Genomic DNA, 18,561 nt, shown 5'->3' with positions numbered 1-18,561 from the left:
GCTGCGTGGCTGGAGGTGGCGCGCGCTGAGTGGTGCCGCGCGGGTGGCTCGGCTCCGAGGTGGTGCCGCCTGGCGCTGGCGACCCGCCGTCCGGACTGGAGCGGGCCGTCCTGACCGAGCCGGCGGGAAACGCGTGCTGCGAAGCTGACGACGGGGCGCACTGAGCGGCACCGCGAGAGCGGCTCGTTTCCCGGCGGCATCACCGCCATCCGGACTGGAGCGGACCGTGCTGACGGATCCGGAGCGGAAGCGTGCGCTGCGTCGGATAGCCCGGGTCGAGCCAGCCGTCCGCCCCGGGCAGCCCGCCGTGCCGGGAGCGGCACGTCACCGCGAGCCCGAGGCCTTGTCCTCGCCGACCCCGGCCTCGACCTCGCGCGCCCCATGCAGCACGGGGCCGCGCTTGGCGTGCGCGACCTTGCCGTTCCCGCCCGCTGACCAGGAAGTGGGCGAGGGCCAGCGCTCCATGAGCGCGTTGCGGAGTTCACGCCCGCGCACGTTGACGACGCCAGTGCCGAGCACCGCGGCGACGAACACGCCCACCGAGACCGCCATCGCGACAAGCGATTCAGTGCGGTAGGCGGCAAAGACGTCCTGCGACCCCAGTCCGAGCCCGTTGCCGATCAGATAGGAGGACGTACTGAACACCAGTCCCGCCCCGGACATCATCGCGGCGACCCGCGCCAGGGGATGCGTCTGCCGCTGCGAGTGGTAGGCCAGCAGGTCCTCGGCCGGGCGCTCGGATCCGGGGTCGGCCAGCCACGCGCGCAGCTCGGCGCGTTCGGACCGGCGCTGCCTCCAGTCGAACAGCACGCCGACGGTCGCCAGCAGGATGCCCAGCACCATCAGGATCGCGAAGATCCAGATTCCCCCGCCGATCAAGGTCTCGACCGGAGAGGAGTAGGTGGTCGCCTCGCACTTGTATCGTCCGCCCGCGCACCGCGTCAGCACCGACAGCTGCAGCGCGAGAACACCCACGAGCCAGAAACCGGCCGCACCGTAGAGACAGCGCTTCGCGATCGACGGCCTGGCCGGAGTCTTCTTGCCCGCACCGTCGCGCGCCCGTTCCCAGGCGCGCTCTTCGTCGTCCGAACTCCACTGCCCGGCGATCCGGGCATGGCGACGTTCGTGGGCCCGGACCAGCAGGTGGGAACTGGCGTACCCGACGAGGGCCATGAGCACGGCGTAGCCGGTGACGAGAGAGAAGATCAGCAAGCTCTCGGCGTCGTCTCCCTCCGCCAGCACCACGATCAGCCCGATCACCCCCAGCAGGCCGGCCAGCACCGCGTTCGCCCAGCCGAAGAAGGCGAGCGCCTCCGCGGGTTTGCCGATGACGGACCGGACCTGGTCAGGAGACGGAACGGCACAACGGGACGCGCCCCGGACGACCGCGCGGTCGATCGCCCTGGACGTGGTCGACTCCCGCACGAAACTGGCCACCGCGCCGACGGCGCACAAGACCAGCACGAACGCCAGCAGAACGCCCATGCTCATCCGGCTGAGATGGTCGACAACCTTCTCCAGACCGGGATCGTCGAGCAGGTCCTCCTCGGCGAGCAGTCCGATGCCCAGGATCAGCACGAACGCGCCGCCCAGGCCGATCAGGAACGAGGTCAGGGACCGGACACAGGCGCGCGCGGCCTCACTGGCCAGCCCGACCTCGTACTCGTGCCAATGCCAGCTTCCGTCGGCACTCACCGGGGATCTCCTCTGCCCGCCGCGTTTGGTCGGCCGCAGCATAAAGAAGAAACCGCCCAAATCGGGAACGGCGCGGTGCTACCGGCGTGGCGGGAACGAGGCGCAGTCAGCTCAGCGGCAGCACATACCCGTAATTCCGCTCAGCCGCCCGGTACCCGCACCGCTCGTAAACCGCCAGCGCGCGGTGGGTGTTGTCCACATCCACCGACAGCGACGACCGTTCGAAGCCAGCCGTGCGGGCGGCTTCGAGAGTGTGCGCCAGCAGCGCCGACGCCAGACCTCGCCCGCGCGCCTCCGTCCGGGTGCCGACGTAGTTGACGTGCAGTTCCCGCACGCCCGTCGCCAGTGCGTCCGCCTCGAAGAACGACGACATCACGAACGCCACGGCCCGGTCGCGTTCCGGGGAAAGCAGGAGGAACGACAGGTCCGGCACGAAGTCCTTGCTGTCGCGGAACCGGTGTGCCCACTCGTCCGCGGAGAGCCAGGTGCTGCCCCAGTGTCCGTCGAACGAGGCGTTGCGCGCGTCGAGCACCAGGGCGTCGTAGCGCTTCTCGCAGGCGGCCAGCACAAGGTCGTCCGGAAGCGGCGGGGCCGGGGGCAGCGCGGACAGGTCCGCGCGCATCTCCACGAAAGTCCGCTCCTGCTTGAACCCGCCGCGTTCGAGCAGCGACTGGTACCAGTGCTCGTTCTCGTGCGCGCCAGCGTGCAGTTCCAGCTTCGCGTCCGGGAAGTGCCGGACGTGGACGCTACGGGCCGTGCGCACGAGCCACTCCGTCAGCACCGAAGCGACCTCGTCGTTGCGGTACTCGGGGTCGGTCAGCGACGCGACGTGCGGCTGGTGCACCGGCTCAGCGGCGTCGCGGGCGATGACGAGTGCGTAGCTCACCAGGCGCGAACCGTCCCAGGCTCCGATGCTCGCGCCGGGCAGGTCGACCGACGGACCGGACAGCTCCTGCCGCACGTCCTCCTCGTCCCAGTGTTCACCGGTGCGGTCGGTTTCCTCCGCGACGGCACAGAGCCGGTTGACCTCGCCGACGTCGGCGAGCGTGAGCGGGCGCCAGGTCAGTTCCATAGCCAGCAGGGTAAGGAGCGGCACACGGCCGCCGCACCTGGTTTACCCGGCGGTTACGCTCCGGGGGTGCTGGTGCTCCTCCCTCCTTCCGAAACCAAGGCCGCCGGCGGCAAAGGCGCGCCGCTTGACCTGGACGCGCTGTCGTTCCCCGAGCTGAACCCGGTGCGCGCCAAACTGGCCGACGCCCTCGTCGAACTGGCCGCCGACGTCCCGGCCAGCCTCGCCGCGCTGGGCATCTCCGCGCGCCAAGCGGACGAGGTCACCCGCAACGCCCAGCTCTGGTCCTCCCCCACGATGCCCGCGCTGCGCCGCTACACCGGCGTCCTCTACGACGCACTCGACGTCAAAAGCTTCACCCGCGCCGGACTGGCCAAGGCACAACAGCGGCTGGCGGTCACGTCCTCCCTGTTCGGCGTCGTAGCGGCCACCGACCCCATCCCCGCCTACCGCCTCTCGGGCGGCAACACAGTCCCCGCGCTGGGAACCGTCCGGGGCCTGTGGAAGCCGGTCCTGGAACCAGTACTGCGCGAGACCGAAGGCCTGATCGTGGACCTCCGCTCCGGCACCTACGCCGCCTTCGCGAAGCTGCCCTCAGACGCAGTCACCGTCCGCGTGGTCACCGAGGACGCGAACGGCAACCGCACCACGGTCAGCCACTTCAACAAGGCCTACAAGGGCAAACTGGCCGCCGTGCTGGCCACCTCACGCACCGAACCGTCCACTGTGGACCAGCTGATCCGCGTCATCGCCAAAGCGGGCCTGACCGTGGAACGCACCGGCGACCACGCCCTGGACCTGCTCACCGGCTGACCGCAAGAATCACCGCCCCAACACCGCCATCGCCGCGTTCCGCCCAGGAATCCCGCTCACCCCGCCCCCGCGAACCGCCCCGGCCCCGCACAACAACACCCGCTCATCCCCAGTCTCAACCCCCCACTTCCCCACCGCCTCGTCCTCGCCATATGGCCACGACAAATCACGGTGAAAAATATGCCCACGCGGCAACCCCAACTCCGCCTCCAAATCCAGCGGAGTCTTAGCCTCAACACAAGGCTTCCCCTCGGCATCCAGCAGCAGACAGTCCTCGATCGGCTCATCGAGCACACTGTCCAAAGACGCCAAAGTCGCCCGCAACGCCTCCGCCCGAGCCCCCGCATTATCCGCCTCGAACAACCGAGCCGGCATATGCAACCCAAACAACGTCAACGTCTGCACCCCCGCCGCCTGCTCACCAGGACCGAGAATCGACGGATCAGTCAGCGAATGACAATAAATCTCACAAGGCGGCACCGAAGGAACCCGCCCAGCCGCAGCCTCCCGGTAAGCAGTCTCCAACTGCGCAAACGATTCATTGACATGAAAAGTCCCGCCAAACGCATCCCTCGGATCAACCGTCGAATCCCGTAACCGAGGCAACCGGCGCAGCACCATGTTCACCTTCAACTGCGCCCCCTCCGGCGGTTCCCCTGGCTCCTCGCCCAGCAACCGGGCAAGCACCCGCGGCGCGACATTCGCCAGCACATGCCCGCCCACCACCACCCGCTCCACATCCCCGTCGAGGTAACGAACCTCGCCATCCGGCGTCACCGAAAGCACTTCCGCACTGGTAACCAATGACGCCCCGGCACGCCGAGCCGCATCCGCGAGCGCATCAGTCACCGCGCCCATGCCCCCGACCGGAACATCCCAGTCACCCGTGCCATTGCCGATCAGATGATAAAGCAGGCAACGATTCTGCCGAAGCACCTCATCGTCCGCAGACGCGAAAGTACCGATCAACCCATCGGTGAGCACCACCCCGCGCACAACATCGTCCTCGAACAATTCCCGCAGCGTTTCCCCCACCGGACGCTCGAAAAACATCTCCCACGCCGCATCGTCGCCGATCCGCCGCCGCAACTCGGCCCGCGAGGGCAACCGCTCAGTCAGCGAATCGAACGTAGCCTCCGCCACCCGCCCCGCGGACGTGTAAAACCGTTGCCAGGCCGCATAGTCCTTTGTGGACCCAGTAACCGCACGGAACGAAGCCTCAGTCCGCGCGCCATCCCCCGTGTCGACAAGGAGACCGCCGCCGCCCACCGGCGTGTACGACGACATCCGCCGCCTCCGCAGCTGGACGTCCAGCCCCAACTCGGCGATGATCCGCTTCGGCAGCAGGCTGACCAGGTACGAATACCGCGACAGCCGAACGTCCACGCCAGGAAAAGCGCGGAACGACACCGCCGCGCCACCGATCTCCGCACGTCGTTCCAGCACCAGCACCGACCGTCCGGCCCGGGCCAGATAGGCAGCGGCGACGAGCCCGTTGTGCCCGCCGCCGACGATTACCGCGTCGTAGTCCACCGCCGCGAGCCTAATGCTTGCCATGGAGCGCGCTCCAGGTCTTAGCGTCGCCGTTGACCAGATCAGGCGCAGAAGGAGCGAAATGACCGACGTCCCGACCCGGAACCTCGGCGGGCTGACCGTTTCCGCACAGGGCTTGGGCTGCATGGGAATGAGCCACGGCTACGGCGCGACCGACGACGCGCAGTCGACCGAAACCCTGCACCACGCCCTCGACCTGGGCGTGACCTTCCTGGACACCTCCGACTTCTACGGTTCCGGCCACAACGAGGAACTGATCGGCCGCGCGATCGCCGGCCGTCGCGACGAGGTAGTGCTGGCAACGAAATTCGGCATCGCGCACCGCCTCGGCGAACCGGCCGAGGTCCGCGGCGACGCCGCCTACGTGCGCCAGGCCTGCGAAGCCTCGCTGCGGCGGCTCGGCGTCGACCACATCGACCTGTACTACCTGCACCGAGTCGATCCGGACGTGCCGATCGAGGAAACCGCCGGCGCGATGGCGGAGCTGGTCCAGGCCGGAAAAGTCCGCCACCTCGGGCTTTCCGAGGCGAGCGCGCAGACCATCCGGCGCGCGCACGCGGTGCACCCGATCGCGGCGCTGCAGAGTGAATGGTCGCTGTGGACCCGCGGCCTGGAAACGGAAATCGCGCCGACCTGCCGCGAACTCGGCATCGGCGTCGTCCCGTTCTCCCCGCTGGGCCGCGGCTTCCTGACCGGCCGCTACCGCTCCACCGAAACGATGGCGGACAACGACGTCCGGCGCTACCAGCCGCGTTTCGCCGACGGCAACCTCGACCGGAACCTCGCGATCGTGGCGAAACTGGAGGAACTGGCCGCCGCGAAAGAGGTCACGACCGGACAGCTGGCGCTGGCCTGGGTACAGGCGCGCGGCGAGGACGTGGTGCCGATCCCGGGCACGCGGCGGAAGCAGTACCTGGAGGAAAACCTCGCGGCCCTGACCGTCGACCTGACCGCCGACGACCTCGCCGCGATCGAAGCGGTCGCCGCCCCGGAGAACTTCGCGGGCGAACGCTACGACGCGGCGCACCTCGCGCTGGTCAACCGCTGATCCGAGGCGACGCTGGACGTCTGGTGTCCAGCGTCGCCTCGGCGATGGGTGCTTCCCGGCGGCCGGAGCCGACGCTGCCCGGCAGCTCATCCGAGAGTTCGCCGCACGAAACCGCGCTCCGACTCCACAGCGAGACCTGGCCGGGCTTCACCCGCTGACCGAGTCCCCGACCAAGCGCTCCACCGCGTCGAACGCCCGCGCCAGCCGCTCGCGGTGCGATACCGCCAGCTCAGCCAGGTCCTCCCCCTCCAGCCGGCGCCGGACGGTCGCCACCGCCACCGTCCGGTAAGCCGCCACCACCAACGCGGCGACCAGCGCCGCGTCCCCGGTAAACCGCGCGTCCGCGGCGAGTTCCCCGGCCAGTTCGGCTTCCATCTCGTACCCGAACGCCCGCAGCCGCGCGATCAGCGCGGGCGACTCCGCGACCGTCCGCATCAACGGCTCGATGTCGCCGCCCACGCCGGACAGCACGTGCGCCTCTTCCAGCAGCGTCAGCGAGAGCTGCCGGAGCGCGTCCACCACGCCGCCAGTCCGTTCGCGGACCGCCGACCGCACCAGTTCGATCGCCTCCGGCAAACGGTCCAGCAGCAGGTCTTCCTTGCGCTCGAAGTGCGAAAACACGGTCACCTTGGACACCCCGGCCGCGGCGGCGACCTCGGCGATCGTGACCTCGTCGAACCCGCGTTCCAGGAACAGCCCGGTCGCGACCTCGGCGATCCGCGCCCGCGTCTTGGCCCCGCCCCGGTCGCCGCGATTGGGCATGAGTCCACCCTTCCGTGTTACGTTTACCTGGTAAGCTTACTCGGTAAGCACACTTGGTTAAGCCGTCGAGCAAGGGTAAAGGAGAGTGCGCCATGGGGCGGACTGAGGTGATCGTCGCCGGGGCCGGGCCCACCGGGCTGTTCCTCGCCGGGGAACTCGCGCTGCGCGGAGTGGGAGTGACCGTCCTGGACCGGCTGGAGGAGCCGGATCCGAACATCAAGGCCGGATCGGTCAACGTCGCGAGCGCCGAACTGCTCGACCGGCGCGGCCTGCTGCCCGAGGCGGAGGCGGCGCAGCGGCGGTTCCTCGAGTCGGTCGGCAAATTCGGCCCGACGGTCGAGGCCGCCAAGCGGGGCGGCCGCCGGTTCCTCGCCGCCGGGCACTTCGCCGGTTTCCTGTTCGACAACGACCTGATCGACCAGAGCGACCCGGTGCTCGCCGCGCACCGGGCGGTGTCGAACGGGCTCGGGGTGCCGCAGCAGGAGGTCGAGCAGATGCTCGGCGAACACTGCGCCCGGCTCGGCGTCGACCTCCGGCGCGGCGTCGAGGTCCGCGGCGTGCGGGACACCGGCGAATCCGTGACGGTCGAAACGAGCGCGGGCGAGTTCACCGCGAGCTGGCTCGTCGCGGCCGACGGCGGGCGGAGCGTCATCCGGAAGCAGCTCGGCGTCGAATTCGTCGGCACGGACCCGGAAATGACCGGCTACCAGGCGATCGCCGACTTCGCCGACGCGAGCGGCCTGCGACCGGGCTGGACCTGGACGCCGCGCGGCGTCTACGCGTACGGCCCGGTGCCCGGCCGCATCTTCCTCAGCCGCTTCTGCGAACCGCCGAGGGATCGCGACGCCGCGGTGACGGTCGACGAGCTGCAGGAGGCCGTCCGCGACGTCACCGGAGTCCCGGTCACCATCACCGGAATCCGCGGCCGGGCAACGAGGTTCACCGACAACGCCCGCCAGGCCCGGCACTACCGGCACGGCCGCGTGTTCCTGGCCGGCGACGCGGCGCACGTCCACTCCCCGCTCGGCGGACAGGGCCTGAACCTCGGTCTCGGCGACGCGGCGAACATCGGCTGGAAACTCGCCGCGGCCGTCCAGGGCTGGGCACCGGCCGGGCTGCTCGACACCTACGAGACCGAACGCCATCCCGTCGGCGCCGGGGTGCTCGACTGGACCCGCGCGCAGGTCGCGCTCCTGCGCGGCGACGAACGCACGGAACAGCTGCGCAAGATCGTCGGCGGCGAACTGCTCCGGGTGCCCGCCGCGATGAACCGCATCGTCGCGCTGTCGTCCGGGATCCTGCAGCACTACGACGTCGCGGACGACGCCGATGCTCCGGTCGGCTCGATCGCCGGGGACGTCGAGCTGACATCCGGGTCCCGGCTCGCCGACCATGCGCACGACGGCCGGTTCGTGCTCGTCGACCGCTCCCCCGACGGCCGGTTCGCGGTGTCCGGGCTGGACGACCGGCTGGCGTACGTGGCCGATCCGGCGGACGAGCCGAGCCTTCTCGTCCGTCCCGACGGAGTGATCGTCTGGGCGAGTTCCGGGAGCGACGACCAGAAGCTCCTCGACGCCGCGCTCTCCCGGTGGGCGGGGGCGAAATAAATCAGTTGCGGCGGTCCTGGGCGAGGCGGCAAGGTGGTCGGCGACCGGCGGGGAGCCGCCGGGTGCCGGAAGCAAGGGAGGTGCGTCGTGGAGTTTGTCCGGGCGCTGTCCTGCCCTCTTCCGCCCGCCCGCCTCGGCTAGAGCACGCGCTCGCCTGGTGGGCACCCTGATCTAGGAGAACTCACCAGTGCGCGAGCACGATTTCGACGAATTTGCCGACGCCTCCGACTACGCCGACCGCCGGATGCGCCGCCGCCCCCGCTACGACGACCAGCCCGCCCCCGCCCGCCGGGGACGGCTCACCGAAGCCGAGCGAGTCCGGCTCTCCCAGCTTCGCGAAGACGCTTACACCGAAACCGAACTGCCCGACGGCGCCGACCGGTGGTCCAACTGGGACGGGGCCGACCAAGGCCCGCATCCCCGGCCGGACTGGGTGATCACCGAACTCGCCGCGGTCGACACCGACCTCGGCGTGCTCAAGACCGGCAAGGAAGCGGACGTGCACCTGCTGCGCCGCAATCTTCCCGGCGAGGACGGCGTTCTGCTGGCAGCCAAGCGATACCGCTCAGACGAGCACAAGCTCTTCCACCGCGACGCGGGTTATCTCGAGGGCAGGCGGATGCGCCGGTCCCGCGAGATGCGCGCGATGGAGGGGCGCACCTCGTTCGGCCGCAACCTGATCGCCGAACAATGGGCGGTGGCCGAGTTCGCCGTGCTCAGTCGCTTGTGGACGATCGGCGCGCCGGTGCCGTATCCGGTGCAGCGCCACGGCACCGAGATCCTGCTGGAGTTCCTCGGCGAATCCGACGGCACCGCCGCGCCCCGGCTGGCGCAGCTGCGGCCCGGGCCGGACGAACTGGCCGACCTGTGGGAGCAAGCCGTGTCCGCGCTGGAACTCCTGGCGGGACAAGGACTCGCGCACGGCGACCTGTCCGCGTACAACCTCCTGGTGCACGAAGGCCACCTGATGGTGATCGACCTTCCCCAGGCGGTCGACGTGATCGCGAACCCGCGCGGACGGGAATTCCTCGCCCGCGACGTCGCGAATCTCGCCGGCTGGTTCCGCGGCCGCGGACTGTCCGAACAGGTCGCCGACACCGGTGACCTGGTGCGGGAACTGGAAAACGCGGCCGGTCTCGGCTGATCCTCCCGGCGGGGCCGCGGGTGTGCGCCAGCCCACACCTGCGACCCCGCCCACAACCGCCCACCTGGGTGCGGGGCAACCGCGATCTCTCAGGTAGAGTGTGTCAAGACCGCAACGGCGGCGTGGATGAGTTGGTGTCCGTCGCCTCCACAGTCCGCAGAAGGACTCGCGGCCATCCGAAGCAATTTCCGTCGGTGTGCCACGCCATGGCTCGGCGCACCGGGTCCGTCCCTGTGAACGCCCATCGCCACACCATCTTGCCCTGCCTGCGCGCGGGCAGCCCGGGCCTCCTTGCGACGTGCCACGTCCGAGAGGCATTTGTGACGATCACGTACGACTCCGGCCAGTCCGCCCGCTCCCGAGCGGGCCGCCCCGAGCGCAAGCCGCGGCACCGGCCGGCCGGTGGAGACGTTCTCCACGACGACACGGTGGAAACCCCCGCCGTGAAGACTTTCGCCCAGCTGGGCCTGCCCGAGCCACTGCTGCGGGCGCTCGCCGAGGCGGGCATCGACGCGCCGTTCCCGATCCAGTCCGCGACCATCCCGGACGCGCTGGCCGGCCGCGACGTGCTGGGCCGCGCCCAGACCGGGTCCGGCAAGACGCTGGCCTTCGGCCTGGCCATCCTGGCCCGGCTCGACGGCGGCAAGGCCCGCCCGAAGCGCCCCCGCGCGCTCGTGCTGGTGCCGACCCGCGAGCTGGCCATGCAGGTGGCCGACTCGCTGACCCCGCTCGCCAAGTCGCTCGGCCTGTGGTGCCGCACCGCGGTCGGCGGCATGTCCTTCGGCCGCCAGGCGGAATCGCTCGCCCGCGGCGTCGACCTGCTGATCGCCACCCCGGGCCGGCTGTCGGACCACGTCCGCCAGGGCACCGCCTCGCTCGGCGACTGCAACTTCATCGCCCTCGACGAGGCCGACCAGATGGCCGACATGGGCTTCATGCCGCAGGTCCGCGAGATCATGGACCTCACGCCTCCCGGCGGGCAGCGGCTGCTGTTCTCCGCGACGCTCGACGGCGACGTCGACAAGCTGGTCCGGCAGTACCTCGCCGACCCGGTCACGCACTCGGTCGCGCCGTCGACCGCGAGCGTCACCACCATGGACCACCACCTGTTCCAGGTGTCGCACTCGGACAAGCAGGACATCATCACCCGGATCGGCGCCCGCGAGGGCCGCACGATCATGTTCGTGCGCACCAAGCACCACGTGGACCGGCTCACCGAGCGGCTGCGCGAGAGCGGCGTGCACGCGGTGGCGCTGCACGGCGGCAAGACCCAGGGCCAGCGCAACCGCGTCCTCGCCGACTTCAAGGAAGGCCACGCGGCGGTCCTGGTGGCCACCGACGTCGCCGCGCGCGGCATCCACGTCGACGACATCTCCCTGGTGCTGCACGTCGACCCGGCCGCGGACCACAAGGACTACCTGCACCGCGCGGGCCGCACCGCCCGGGCGGGCGCGTCGGGCATCGTCGTCACCCTGGTGACGCACGACCAGCGGCGCACCGTCCGCCGGATGACCGACCGGGCCGGCGTGCGCGCCGAGACCACGATGATCCGCACCCACGACGAGGACCTGTCCCGCATCACCGGCGCCCGCGAGCCGAGCGGCGAGCCGGTGGTGGAGCGTCGCCGGGAGTCCCCGCGCCGCTCCGGCGGCCGCGGCTTCGGCGGCGACCGCGGCGGCTTCCGCGGCGGTCGCGAGGGCGGCGGCTACCGCGGCTCGCGCGAAGGCGGCCGTGGCGGTTACGGCTCCCGCGAAGGCGGCGGCGGTTACGGCTCGCGTGACGACCGCGGCGGTTCCCGCGAAGGCGGCTACAACCGCGGCTCGTACGAAGGTCGCGGTTCGCGCGAGGGCGGCTACGCCCGCGAAGGCGGCTTCTCGCGGGAAGGCGGCCGCGAAGGCGGTTACGGCTCCCGCGAGAACCACGGCGGCGGCGGTTACAGCCGCAGCCGGAAGCAGTCGCGCGCCGGCGGCGGCTTCGGCCGCCCGAGCCGCGGCCCGCGCCGCGGACACGACGCCTGATTCCTGAGAACGGCCCCGCTCCGGCGGGGCCGTTCTTCGTTTCCGGGCAGGTTTCCGCTCGCCGCCGCGCCCGGGGCTTGCGGTCCGTGAGGGGAACCCTGCGGGAATCTGATTCCTTCAGGGTTCCCCTCACGGACTTGAAGATCGCAGGCAGCCCGTGTTTCCGTTGCCCCGCCACGCTTCCCACCCTCCCCGGGGGCGGGGGCGGCACACGCGCCCACCGGCCGGATGCGACACTGCCTGGGTGACTGACACTCCGCCGCTGCCGCCAGAGAACGTCTTCGACTGGCTGGAAGCCGAAGGCCAGCGGCGAGCGGAAGCCGGTCTCGGGCGGCGGATGACTCCGCGGCCGGCGCAGCACCCCGGGCTCGACCTCGCCGGCGACGACTACCTCGGGCTCGCCCGCGACAAGCGCGTCGCCGGGGCAGCCGCGGCGGCCGCGTTGCGCTGGGGCGCCGGGGCCACCGGATCGCGCCTGGGCACCGGGTCCACCGAACTCCACGCGGAACTCGAACACGAGCTGGCCCGCTTCTGCGGCGCCCAAGCAGCACTGGTGTTCTCCTCCGGCTTCACCGCGAACCTCGGCGCGGTCACCGCTCTGTCCGGCTCCGAATCGGCGATCGTCACGGACAAGTACGTCCACGCGTCGCTGGTCGAAGGCTGCCGTCTTTCCCGTGCGGACATCGCGGCGGTCGAGCACTCGACTCCGTCCGCGATCAAGCACGCGCTGGCCACCCGCCGTAAACCGCGCGCGATCGTGGTCACCGATTCGGTGTTCTCGGCGGACGGCGAACTCTCGCCGCTGGGCGAACTCGCCGACATCTGCCGTACGCACAGCGCCGCGCTGGTCGTCAACGACGCGCACGGCTTCGGGGTGCTCGGCGAAGGCGGCCGGGGCGCGGTGCACGCCGCTGGGCTGTCGTCCGCGCCGGACGTCGTCACCACGCTGACGCTCGCCAATGCCCTGGGCGCGCAAGGCGGTGCTGTCGTCGGCCCGCGACGCGTGATCCGGCATCTCGTGGACACCGCGCGCAGCTTCCTCTTCGACACCGCCCTCGCCCCGGCCAACGCTGCCGCCGCGCTGACTGCGTTGCAGGTGCTCAAATCCGAGCCGGACCTTCCGGCGAAAGTCATCGAGAACGCCGGAAACCTCGCGATGGGGTTGAAGAACGCCGGTATCCCGGTGAGTCTCCCCGAAGCCGCCGTGGTCGCTGTGCAGACTCCGTCGCCGCAGGCAGCCACCGCGTGGGCGGAAGCCTGTGCGGAGCAAGGGATTCTCGTCGGCTGCTTCCGCCCGCCCGCCGTGCCGGACGGCGTTTCCCGGCTGCGTCTCACCGCCCGCGCGGATCTGTCCGAGGCGGACGTCGACCGCGCGGTGAAGGTGATCGCCGCGACCGCACCGCGCGGTTAGCCCTTGCGGCGCATGGTGACGTGCGGGATCCCGTCTTCCAGGAACTCCTCGCCCTCGGCGACGAACCCGAACCGCGCGTAAAGCTGCTGCGCATAGGTCTGCGCATCCAGCACGAACTCCCCGGCCGCGCCCTCCAGCGCCGCCGCCATCAGCTGTGCCGCCAAACCCTGCCCGCGCGCCGGCTTCGCCGTCACTACCCGGCCGATCCGCGACCCGCCGCCGGGTTCGGCCAGCACGCGCAGGCACGCCACGACCTCGCCGCCGGAGGTCAGCCACAGATGCCGCGTCTCCGGGCGCAGGTCTAGCCCGTCGATGTCGGCGTACACGCAGTCTTGTTCCACCACGAACACGTCCGACCGCAGCCGGAGGATCGCGTACAGCTCGGCGGCGGTGAGTTCGGGCCCGGTGGCGCGGTGCAGAGTCGTCACACGACCCTGCTTAACACAGCTCAGCCGAACAGCCGCGCCTGGGACTGCGCCGCGATGTCGTCGGAGAACTGCGAAACCCGGGTGTACACGCCGGGTTTGCCCGCCTTCCCGCAGCCGTCGCCGAAGGACACGATGCCGACGAGCGTGTCGCCCTCGACGAGCGGGCCGCCGGAATCGCCCTGGCAGGCGTCCTGGCCGCCTTGGGGGTAACCGGCGCACACCATGCTCGACGGGTCGTACGTGTCGTAAGCCGTCTTGCAGGCGGAGTCGCTGACCAGCGGCACCTGGGCGCTGCGCAGCACGTCCGACCGCTCGCCGCCTTCGGAGAGCCGGCCCCAGCCGAGCACGGTCGCCTGCGTGCCTTCCGCGTACCGCGACTGGTCGCTCTTGTCCGCGACCTTCGCCGCCTGGTAAGGCAGCCGCCCGCGCACGGTGAGGACCGCGATGTCGTCGCCCTTGGTCGGGTCGCTGTAGTCCGGGTTCACCCAGACCTTCGAGACGCCCAGCTCCACGCCGTCGCTGCTCCGTTTGTCCTGGCGGCCGGCGACCACGTGGACCGACGACTTCGGCAGGGCTTTCGCGCAGTGCGCGGCGGTCGCCACCGCGGACGGGCTCACGATCACCGCGCCGCAGAACTGAGACCCGCTCTGGTCGGTGAGGTACACCGCGTACGGGTGGTCGGCGAGCGACGCTTCGCTGCCGCCGACGATCCGCGGCTGCGCGTGCGACCCCGGGTCCGCGGGCTCCGACGCCCACGCCGAGCCGACCGGGACCGCGATCGCGGCGGCGAGCAGCGACCCCGCCGCGAGCAGGACCGGACGGCGGAACTTCGCGGGCATGGGCTTTCCCTTCATCGGCACTACGACGGCACAGCCTGGACGCGCACGGGAATCGGCCGACTCCGGCGCGTGCACACACGGCCGCGATTACCCTAAACGGGCCAAGCCCAAAACGGTGTCACTGGAACGGGTGGAGTCTCTATACACCGAGCGCATTCGCTTAGGTGGTCTCATGCGACGGAAAACAGCCGCGACGGCCGGCGCGCTGATGGTCTTCCTGCTGGCCGGATGTGCCACGAGCACCCCGGCGGCACCCCAGCCGAGCCCGTTGAGCGCGCCGTCGGCGGCGCCCAGCCCGACACTTCCGGCAACTCGGACGGCGACGAGCGCGCCCGCTGTCACCTGGCAGGTGGGTGCTCGTCCGTTGCCGCGGCGGACGGACGGCTTCGGCGAGATCCAGCCGACTCCACCCGAACTGGTGAACCGCTCGCTGCCGACCCAGGACTTCCTCCCGCCGCCGGCGAGCACCACGTACGACGCGAAGATCGCCGCCGTCCCCGACACCGTGCTCAAGCGCAGCACCTGGCAGGCAGCCTGCCCGGTGTCGTCAGGCGACCTTCGCTACGTCACGCTCTCGTTCTGGGGCTTCGACCACCGCGCGCACACCGGCGAACTGCTGGTCAACAAGGACGCCGCCGAGGGAGTGGTGAAAGCGTTCAGCGAGCTGTACGCGCAGCAGTTCCCCATCGAGGAAATGCGCATCACCTCCCCCGCCGAACTCGACGCGCCGCCCACCGGCGACGGCAACGACACCAGCGCGTTCGTCTGCCGTCCGGTGCGCGGGCAGAAGAACTGGTCCGCGCACGCGTACGGGCTCGCGGTGGACGTCAACCCGTTCTGCAATCCCTACACGAAGGGCGATCTCGTCCTCCCGGAGCTGGCGTCCTCCTATGTCGACCGCGCGAACGTGCGGCCGGGGATGGTGACCGCGGGCGGCCCGGTCGTGCGCGCGTTCGCCGGGGCGGGCTGGCAGTGGGGCGGGGCGTGGACGTCGCCGGTCGACCGGATGCATTTCACAGCCAACGGCGAGTGATCCGGGAACACCCGGGCGGGTGCGCGGGGTTGACTAAGCTGGCAGCAGACCGCTTTTCGGAAGGACCGCCGTGCCGCACTACGACCTGGTGATCATCGGGACCGGATCGGGCAACTCGATCCTCGGGCCGGAGTTCGCCGACCTCCGGACGGCCATCGTGGAGAAGGGCGTGTTCGGCGGGACCTGCCTGAACGTCGGCTGCATCCCGACGAAGATGTTCGTCTACGCCGCCGACGTCGCCGCGACGCCCGCGGGCAGCTCGCGCTTCGGCGTGGACGAGCAGCTCACCGCGGTGCGCTGGCCGGACATCCGCGACCGGATCTTCGGCCGGATCGACCCGATCGCCGAGGGCGGCGCGGAGTACCGCGAGAGCCACGAGGACAACCGGAACGTCGACGTCTACCGCGGCGAGGGCCGGTTCACCGGCATGAAGGAGCTGCGCGTCAGCTTCCCCGGCGGCCGTCCGGACGAGGTCGTCACCGCGGACCGGTTCGTGCTCGCCGCGGGCGGGCGGCCGGTGGTCCCGGACGTGCCGGGGCTGGCCGAAACCGGCTACTACACCTCCGACACGATCATGCGCCTCGACGCGCTGCCGGAGCGGATCGTCGTGCTCGGCGGCGGGTACATCGCGGCGGAGTTCGCGCACGTCTTCGCGTCGTTCGGCGTGGCGGTCACGATGGTGAACCGGTCCGGGGCGCTGCTGCGGCAAGAGGACGCGGACATCAGCGCCCGGTTCACCGAACTCGCTTCGCAGCGGTTCGACGTCCGGCTGGACCGCAAGACCGTTCGCGCCCGCCGCACGGACAACGGGGTCGCGCTGGAACTCGAAGGCCCGCAGGGCGCGGAGACCGTCGAGGCCGACCTGATCCTGGTCGCCACCGGCCGCAAGCCGAACTCGGACCTGCTCGACGTGGGTGCCACCGGCGTCGCCACCACCGAACGCGGGCACGTCGTGGTGGACGACTACCAGCAGACGTCCGTCGAAGGCATCTACGCGCTCGGGGACATCTCGTCGCCGCTGGAGCTGAAGCACGTCGCGAACCACGAAGCCCGTGTGGTGCAACACAATCTGCTGCACCCGGACGACCGGATCAAGGCCGACCACCGCTTCGTGCCGCACGCGGTGTTCACCTCACCGCAGGTGGCGTCGGTCGGGCTGACCGAAGCGCAGGCGACCGAGCGCGGACTGTCCTTTGTGGTCTCGAAGCAGGATTACGCGGGCATCGCCTACGGCTGGGCGATGGAGGACACCACCGGTTTCGCGAAGCTGCTGGCCGATCCGGCGACCGGGCAGCTGCTGGGCGCGCACATCATCGGACCGCAGGCGTCGTCGGTGATCCAGCCGCTGATCCAGGCGATGAGCTTCGGCCTGGACGCGCGGTCGATGGCGCGCGGGCAGTACTGGATCCACCCGGCGATGCCGGAACTGGTGGAGAACGCGCTGCTGAACCTGCCGCTGGACTGACGCGGGGATACCCAGAGTTGATCATGCGGGGTGGCGATTCCCGGATCGGGTAACAAGGATCTCGCGTTGTTACTGTTTCCCGCGGAGGTGCGGGGACTGACATGACCGACATGATCGCCGGGGAAATCGTGGTGGCCGCTGAGGAAGTGGCCGCTCGCTGGACCGACGTGACGGATCTTGAGCTGGAATTCGCCGTGCGGCGGGCGGAGCTGGGGACCACAGCCGCGACGCTGGCGCTGCTGGAGGAGCTCCGGGCGATGCCGTCCGAATGGGCCGCGCAATGCCTTGCGGTCGCGGTGGCCGCGCTGGACGACGTGCGGCGCACCGGGCTGCTGCCTGAGCCGTTCGTGAGTGTTCAAGCCGGTTAGAACCGGCCTGAACACTCACGACGTCTCACACGAACCGGCGCCGCCCGGCCAGTGCGCCGAACACCATCTGCGTCAGCATCACCGCGAGCAGCACGATCAACGACACCGTCCAGCTGCCCGTCGCGTCGTGCAGCAGGCCGAACACGAACGGCCCCACCGCCGCCAGCAGGTAGCCGAAGCCTTGCGCCATCCCCGACAGCCGCGCCGTCTCGGCACCGGTCCGGGCGCGCAGTGCGATCACCGTCAGCGCGAGCGAGAACACGCTCATCCCGATGCCGAGCAGGATGCTCCACAGCAGCGGCGAGAACCCGGGCGCGAAGACCAGGCCCAGCATGCCGGCCGCGCCGAACACGCCCATGCCGACAATCCACGGGCTCTGGCTCTTCTGCCGCGCCGCGATCGGCGGGATCACCAGGCTGATCGGCACCGCGATCACCGAGATCAGGCCGAGCAGCAGACCGGCGTCGGCCTTGCTGACGCCCGAGTCGATGAAGACCTGCGGCAGCCAGCCCATCACGACGTAGGCGATGAACGACTGCAGGCCGAAGAAGATCGTGACGATCCACGCGAGCGGGCTGCGCATCAGCGACCGGGCCGGAGCGGCGCCGGCGGCCGGACGCGGCGGACGGCCCGCGCCGCGCGAAGCGATCAGCCACGCCACCAGCGCGATCGCCGACAGCACGCCCCACGCGCCGAGCGCGGCCCGCCAGCCGCCGAGGGCCGATTCCAGCGGCGGGCTCACCGCGGAACCCGCCGCGCCGCCGCCCTGCAGCGCCGCGGTGTAGATGCCCGTCATAAGGCCGACGCGGGCCGGGAACGAATCCTTGATGACCACCGGGATCAGCACGTTGACCAGCGCGATTCCGGCGGTGGCGATCAGCGTGCCGCCCAGCACGACGTACGGTCCGTCGAGCACCCGCACCACCAGGCCCGCGGTCAGCACCGCCAGCGCGAGCCCGATCGCCGGGCCGATGCCGAAGCGGCGCGACAGCACCGGCGCGGCGAGGCCGGCGCCGGCGAAGCACAGGCCGGGCAGCGTCGTGAGGATGCTCGCCCACACCGCGGATGCGCCGAGGCTTCCGCGCATTTCCGCGAGCAGCGGGCCGACGCTCGTGATCGCCGGCCGCAGGTTCATCGCCGTGAGCACCACCGCGACCGCCAGGAGCACGCCGCCGGCCACCACGCCCGGACGGCGACCGGCGGGGACCTCTTCCTCGAGGCTGCCTTCCAGCTCAAGCTCGAGCCGGTCGGAGTAGGTAGCGGTGGACGCGGCAGCGGAATCTCGGGAATCGGCGGACATGTGCGCT

General features: G+C 70.7%; 16 protein-coding genes. 9 read left to right on the top strand and 7 right to left on the bottom strand.

What is annotated here, in order from left to right; genetic code table 11:
• Positions 1–324: 324 nt before the first annotated feature.
• Positions 325–1,695, bottom strand: a complete 1,371-nt coding sequence (locus ACFSVL_RS20470; RefSeq protein WP_378306417.1) for a hypothetical protein — start codon at positions 1,693–1,695, stop codon at positions 325–327.
• A gap of 106 nt (positions 1,696–1,801) precedes the next feature.
• Positions 1,802–2,767: a GNAT family N-acetyltransferase gene (locus tag ACFSVL_RS20465; protein ID WP_378306415.1), complete on the bottom strand. Its 966-nt coding sequence runs from the start codon at positions 2,765–2,767 to the stop codon at positions 1,802–1,804.
• A 66-nt stretch (positions 2,768–2,833) separates the two neighbouring features.
• Here ACFSVL_RS20465 and yaaA point away from each other — a divergent pair, with 66 nt between their 5' ends.
• Positions 2,834–3,577 carry a peroxide stress protein YaaA gene (gene yaaA / locus ACFSVL_RS20460; protein WP_378306413.1) on the top strand — a complete coding sequence of 248 codons (744 nt, stop codon included), beginning with the start codon at positions 2,834–2,836 and terminating at the stop codon, positions 3,575–3,577.
• Between the two features lie 9 nt (positions 3,578–3,586).
• Here yaaA and ACFSVL_RS20455 read toward each other — a convergent pair whose 3' ends face one another.
• On the bottom strand, positions 3,587–5,110 hold the full coding sequence (locus ACFSVL_RS20455; protein ID WP_378306411.1) for a phytoene desaturase family protein: 1,524 nt from the start codon (positions 5,108–5,110) through the stop codon (positions 3,587–3,589).
• 82 nt (positions 5,111–5,192) lie between these two features.
• On the opposite strand from ACFSVL_RS20455, the gene ACFSVL_RS20450 reads away from it, so the two are divergent.
• Positions 5,193–6,179 carry an aldo/keto reductase gene (locus ACFSVL_RS20450; protein ID WP_378306409.1) on the top strand — a complete coding sequence of 329 codons (987 nt, stop codon included), beginning with the start codon at positions 5,193–5,195 and terminating at the stop codon, positions 6,177–6,179.
• Positions 6,180–6,326: 147 nt separating this feature from the next.
• On the opposite strand, the gene ACFSVL_RS20445 is transcribed toward ACFSVL_RS20450, so the two are convergent.
• Positions 6,327–6,941 carry a TetR/AcrR family transcriptional regulator gene (locus tag ACFSVL_RS20445; RefSeq protein ID WP_378306407.1) on the bottom strand — a complete coding sequence of 205 codons (615 nt, stop codon included), beginning with the start codon at positions 6,939–6,941 and terminating at the stop codon, positions 6,327–6,329.
• Between the two features lie 92 nt (positions 6,942–7,033).
• Between ACFSVL_RS20445 and ACFSVL_RS20440 the strand changes: the two genes are divergently transcribed.
• From ACFSVL_RS20440 to ACFSVL_RS20425, 4 genes are all read left to right on the top strand, one after another.
• Positions 7,034–8,548 carry an FAD-dependent oxidoreductase gene (locus ACFSVL_RS20440; protein WP_378306405.1) on the top strand — a complete coding sequence of 505 codons (1,515 nt, stop codon included), beginning with the start codon at positions 7,034–7,036 and terminating at the stop codon, positions 8,546–8,548.
• Positions 8,549–8,735: 187 nt separating this feature from the next.
• A complete protein-coding gene (locus ACFSVL_RS20435; protein WP_378306404.1) occupies positions 8,736–9,692 on the top strand; it encodes a serine protein kinase RIO in 957 nt (318 codons plus the stop codon).
• Positions 9,693–10,012: 320 nt separating this feature from the next.
• On the top strand, positions 10,013–11,710 hold the full coding sequence (locus ACFSVL_RS20430; protein WP_378306402.1) for a DEAD/DEAH box helicase: 1,698 nt from the start codon (positions 10,013–10,015) through the stop codon (positions 11,708–11,710).
• 244 nt (positions 11,711–11,954) lie between these two features.
• Positions 11,955–13,121, top strand: a complete 1,167-nt coding sequence (locus tag ACFSVL_RS20425) for an 8-amino-7-oxononanoate synthase (RefSeq protein ID WP_378306400.1) — start codon at positions 11,955–11,957, stop codon at positions 13,119–13,121.
• Here the strand turns inward: ACFSVL_RS20425 and ACFSVL_RS20420 are convergent.
• Both ACFSVL_RS20420 and ACFSVL_RS20415 read right to left on the bottom strand, forming a co-directional pair.
• Entirely contained in the window at positions 13,118–13,549 is a 432-nt protein-coding gene (locus ACFSVL_RS20420; RefSeq protein WP_378306398.1) for a GNAT family N-acetyltransferase, read from the bottom strand. The genes ACFSVL_RS20425 and ACFSVL_RS20420 overlap by 4 nt on opposite strands.
• A gap of 20 nt (positions 13,550–13,569) precedes the next feature.
• Positions 13,570–14,388, bottom strand: a complete 819-nt coding sequence (locus ACFSVL_RS20415; protein ID WP_378306397.1) for a S1 family peptidase — start codon at positions 14,386–14,388, stop codon at positions 13,570–13,572.
• Positions 14,389–14,560: 172 nt separating this feature from the next.
• Here ACFSVL_RS20415 and ACFSVL_RS20410 point away from each other — a divergent pair, with 172 nt between their 5' ends.
• From ACFSVL_RS20410 to ACFSVL_RS20400, 3 genes are all read left to right on the top strand, one after another.
• Positions 14,561–15,421 (top strand): M15 family metallopeptidase, encoded by an 861-nt coding sequence (locus ACFSVL_RS20410; protein ID WP_378306395.1) that lies wholly within the window; start codon positions 14,561–14,563, stop codon positions 15,419–15,421.
• A gap of 70 nt (positions 15,422–15,491) precedes the next feature.
• Complete coding sequence (locus ACFSVL_RS20405; protein WP_378306393.1) at positions 15,492–16,886, top strand: mycothione reductase; 1,395 nt, start codon at positions 15,492–15,494, stop codon at positions 16,884–16,886.
• A gap of 101 nt (positions 16,887–16,987) precedes the next feature.
• On the top strand, positions 16,988–17,254 hold the full coding sequence (locus ACFSVL_RS20400; protein WP_378306391.1) for a hypothetical protein: 267 nt from the start codon (positions 16,988–16,990) through the stop codon (positions 17,252–17,254).
• Between the two features lie 25 nt (positions 17,255–17,279).
• On the opposite strand, the gene ACFSVL_RS20395 is transcribed toward ACFSVL_RS20400, so the two are convergent.
• Positions 17,280–18,554, bottom strand: a complete 1,275-nt coding sequence (locus ACFSVL_RS20395) for a CynX/NimT family MFS transporter (protein ID WP_378306389.1) — start codon at positions 18,552–18,554, stop codon at positions 17,280–17,282.
• Positions 18,555–18,561: the final 7 nt, after the last annotated feature.

It is taken from the genome of Amycolatopsis silviterrae (assembly GCF_042684085.1).
Classification (GTDB): domain Bacteria; phylum Actinomycetota; class Actinomycetes; order Mycobacteriales; family Pseudonocardiaceae; genus Amycolatopsis; species Amycolatopsis silviterrae.
The sequence above is the reverse complement of the archived record's forward strand: the minus strand, read 5'-3'. Positions and strand labels throughout refer to the sequence as shown.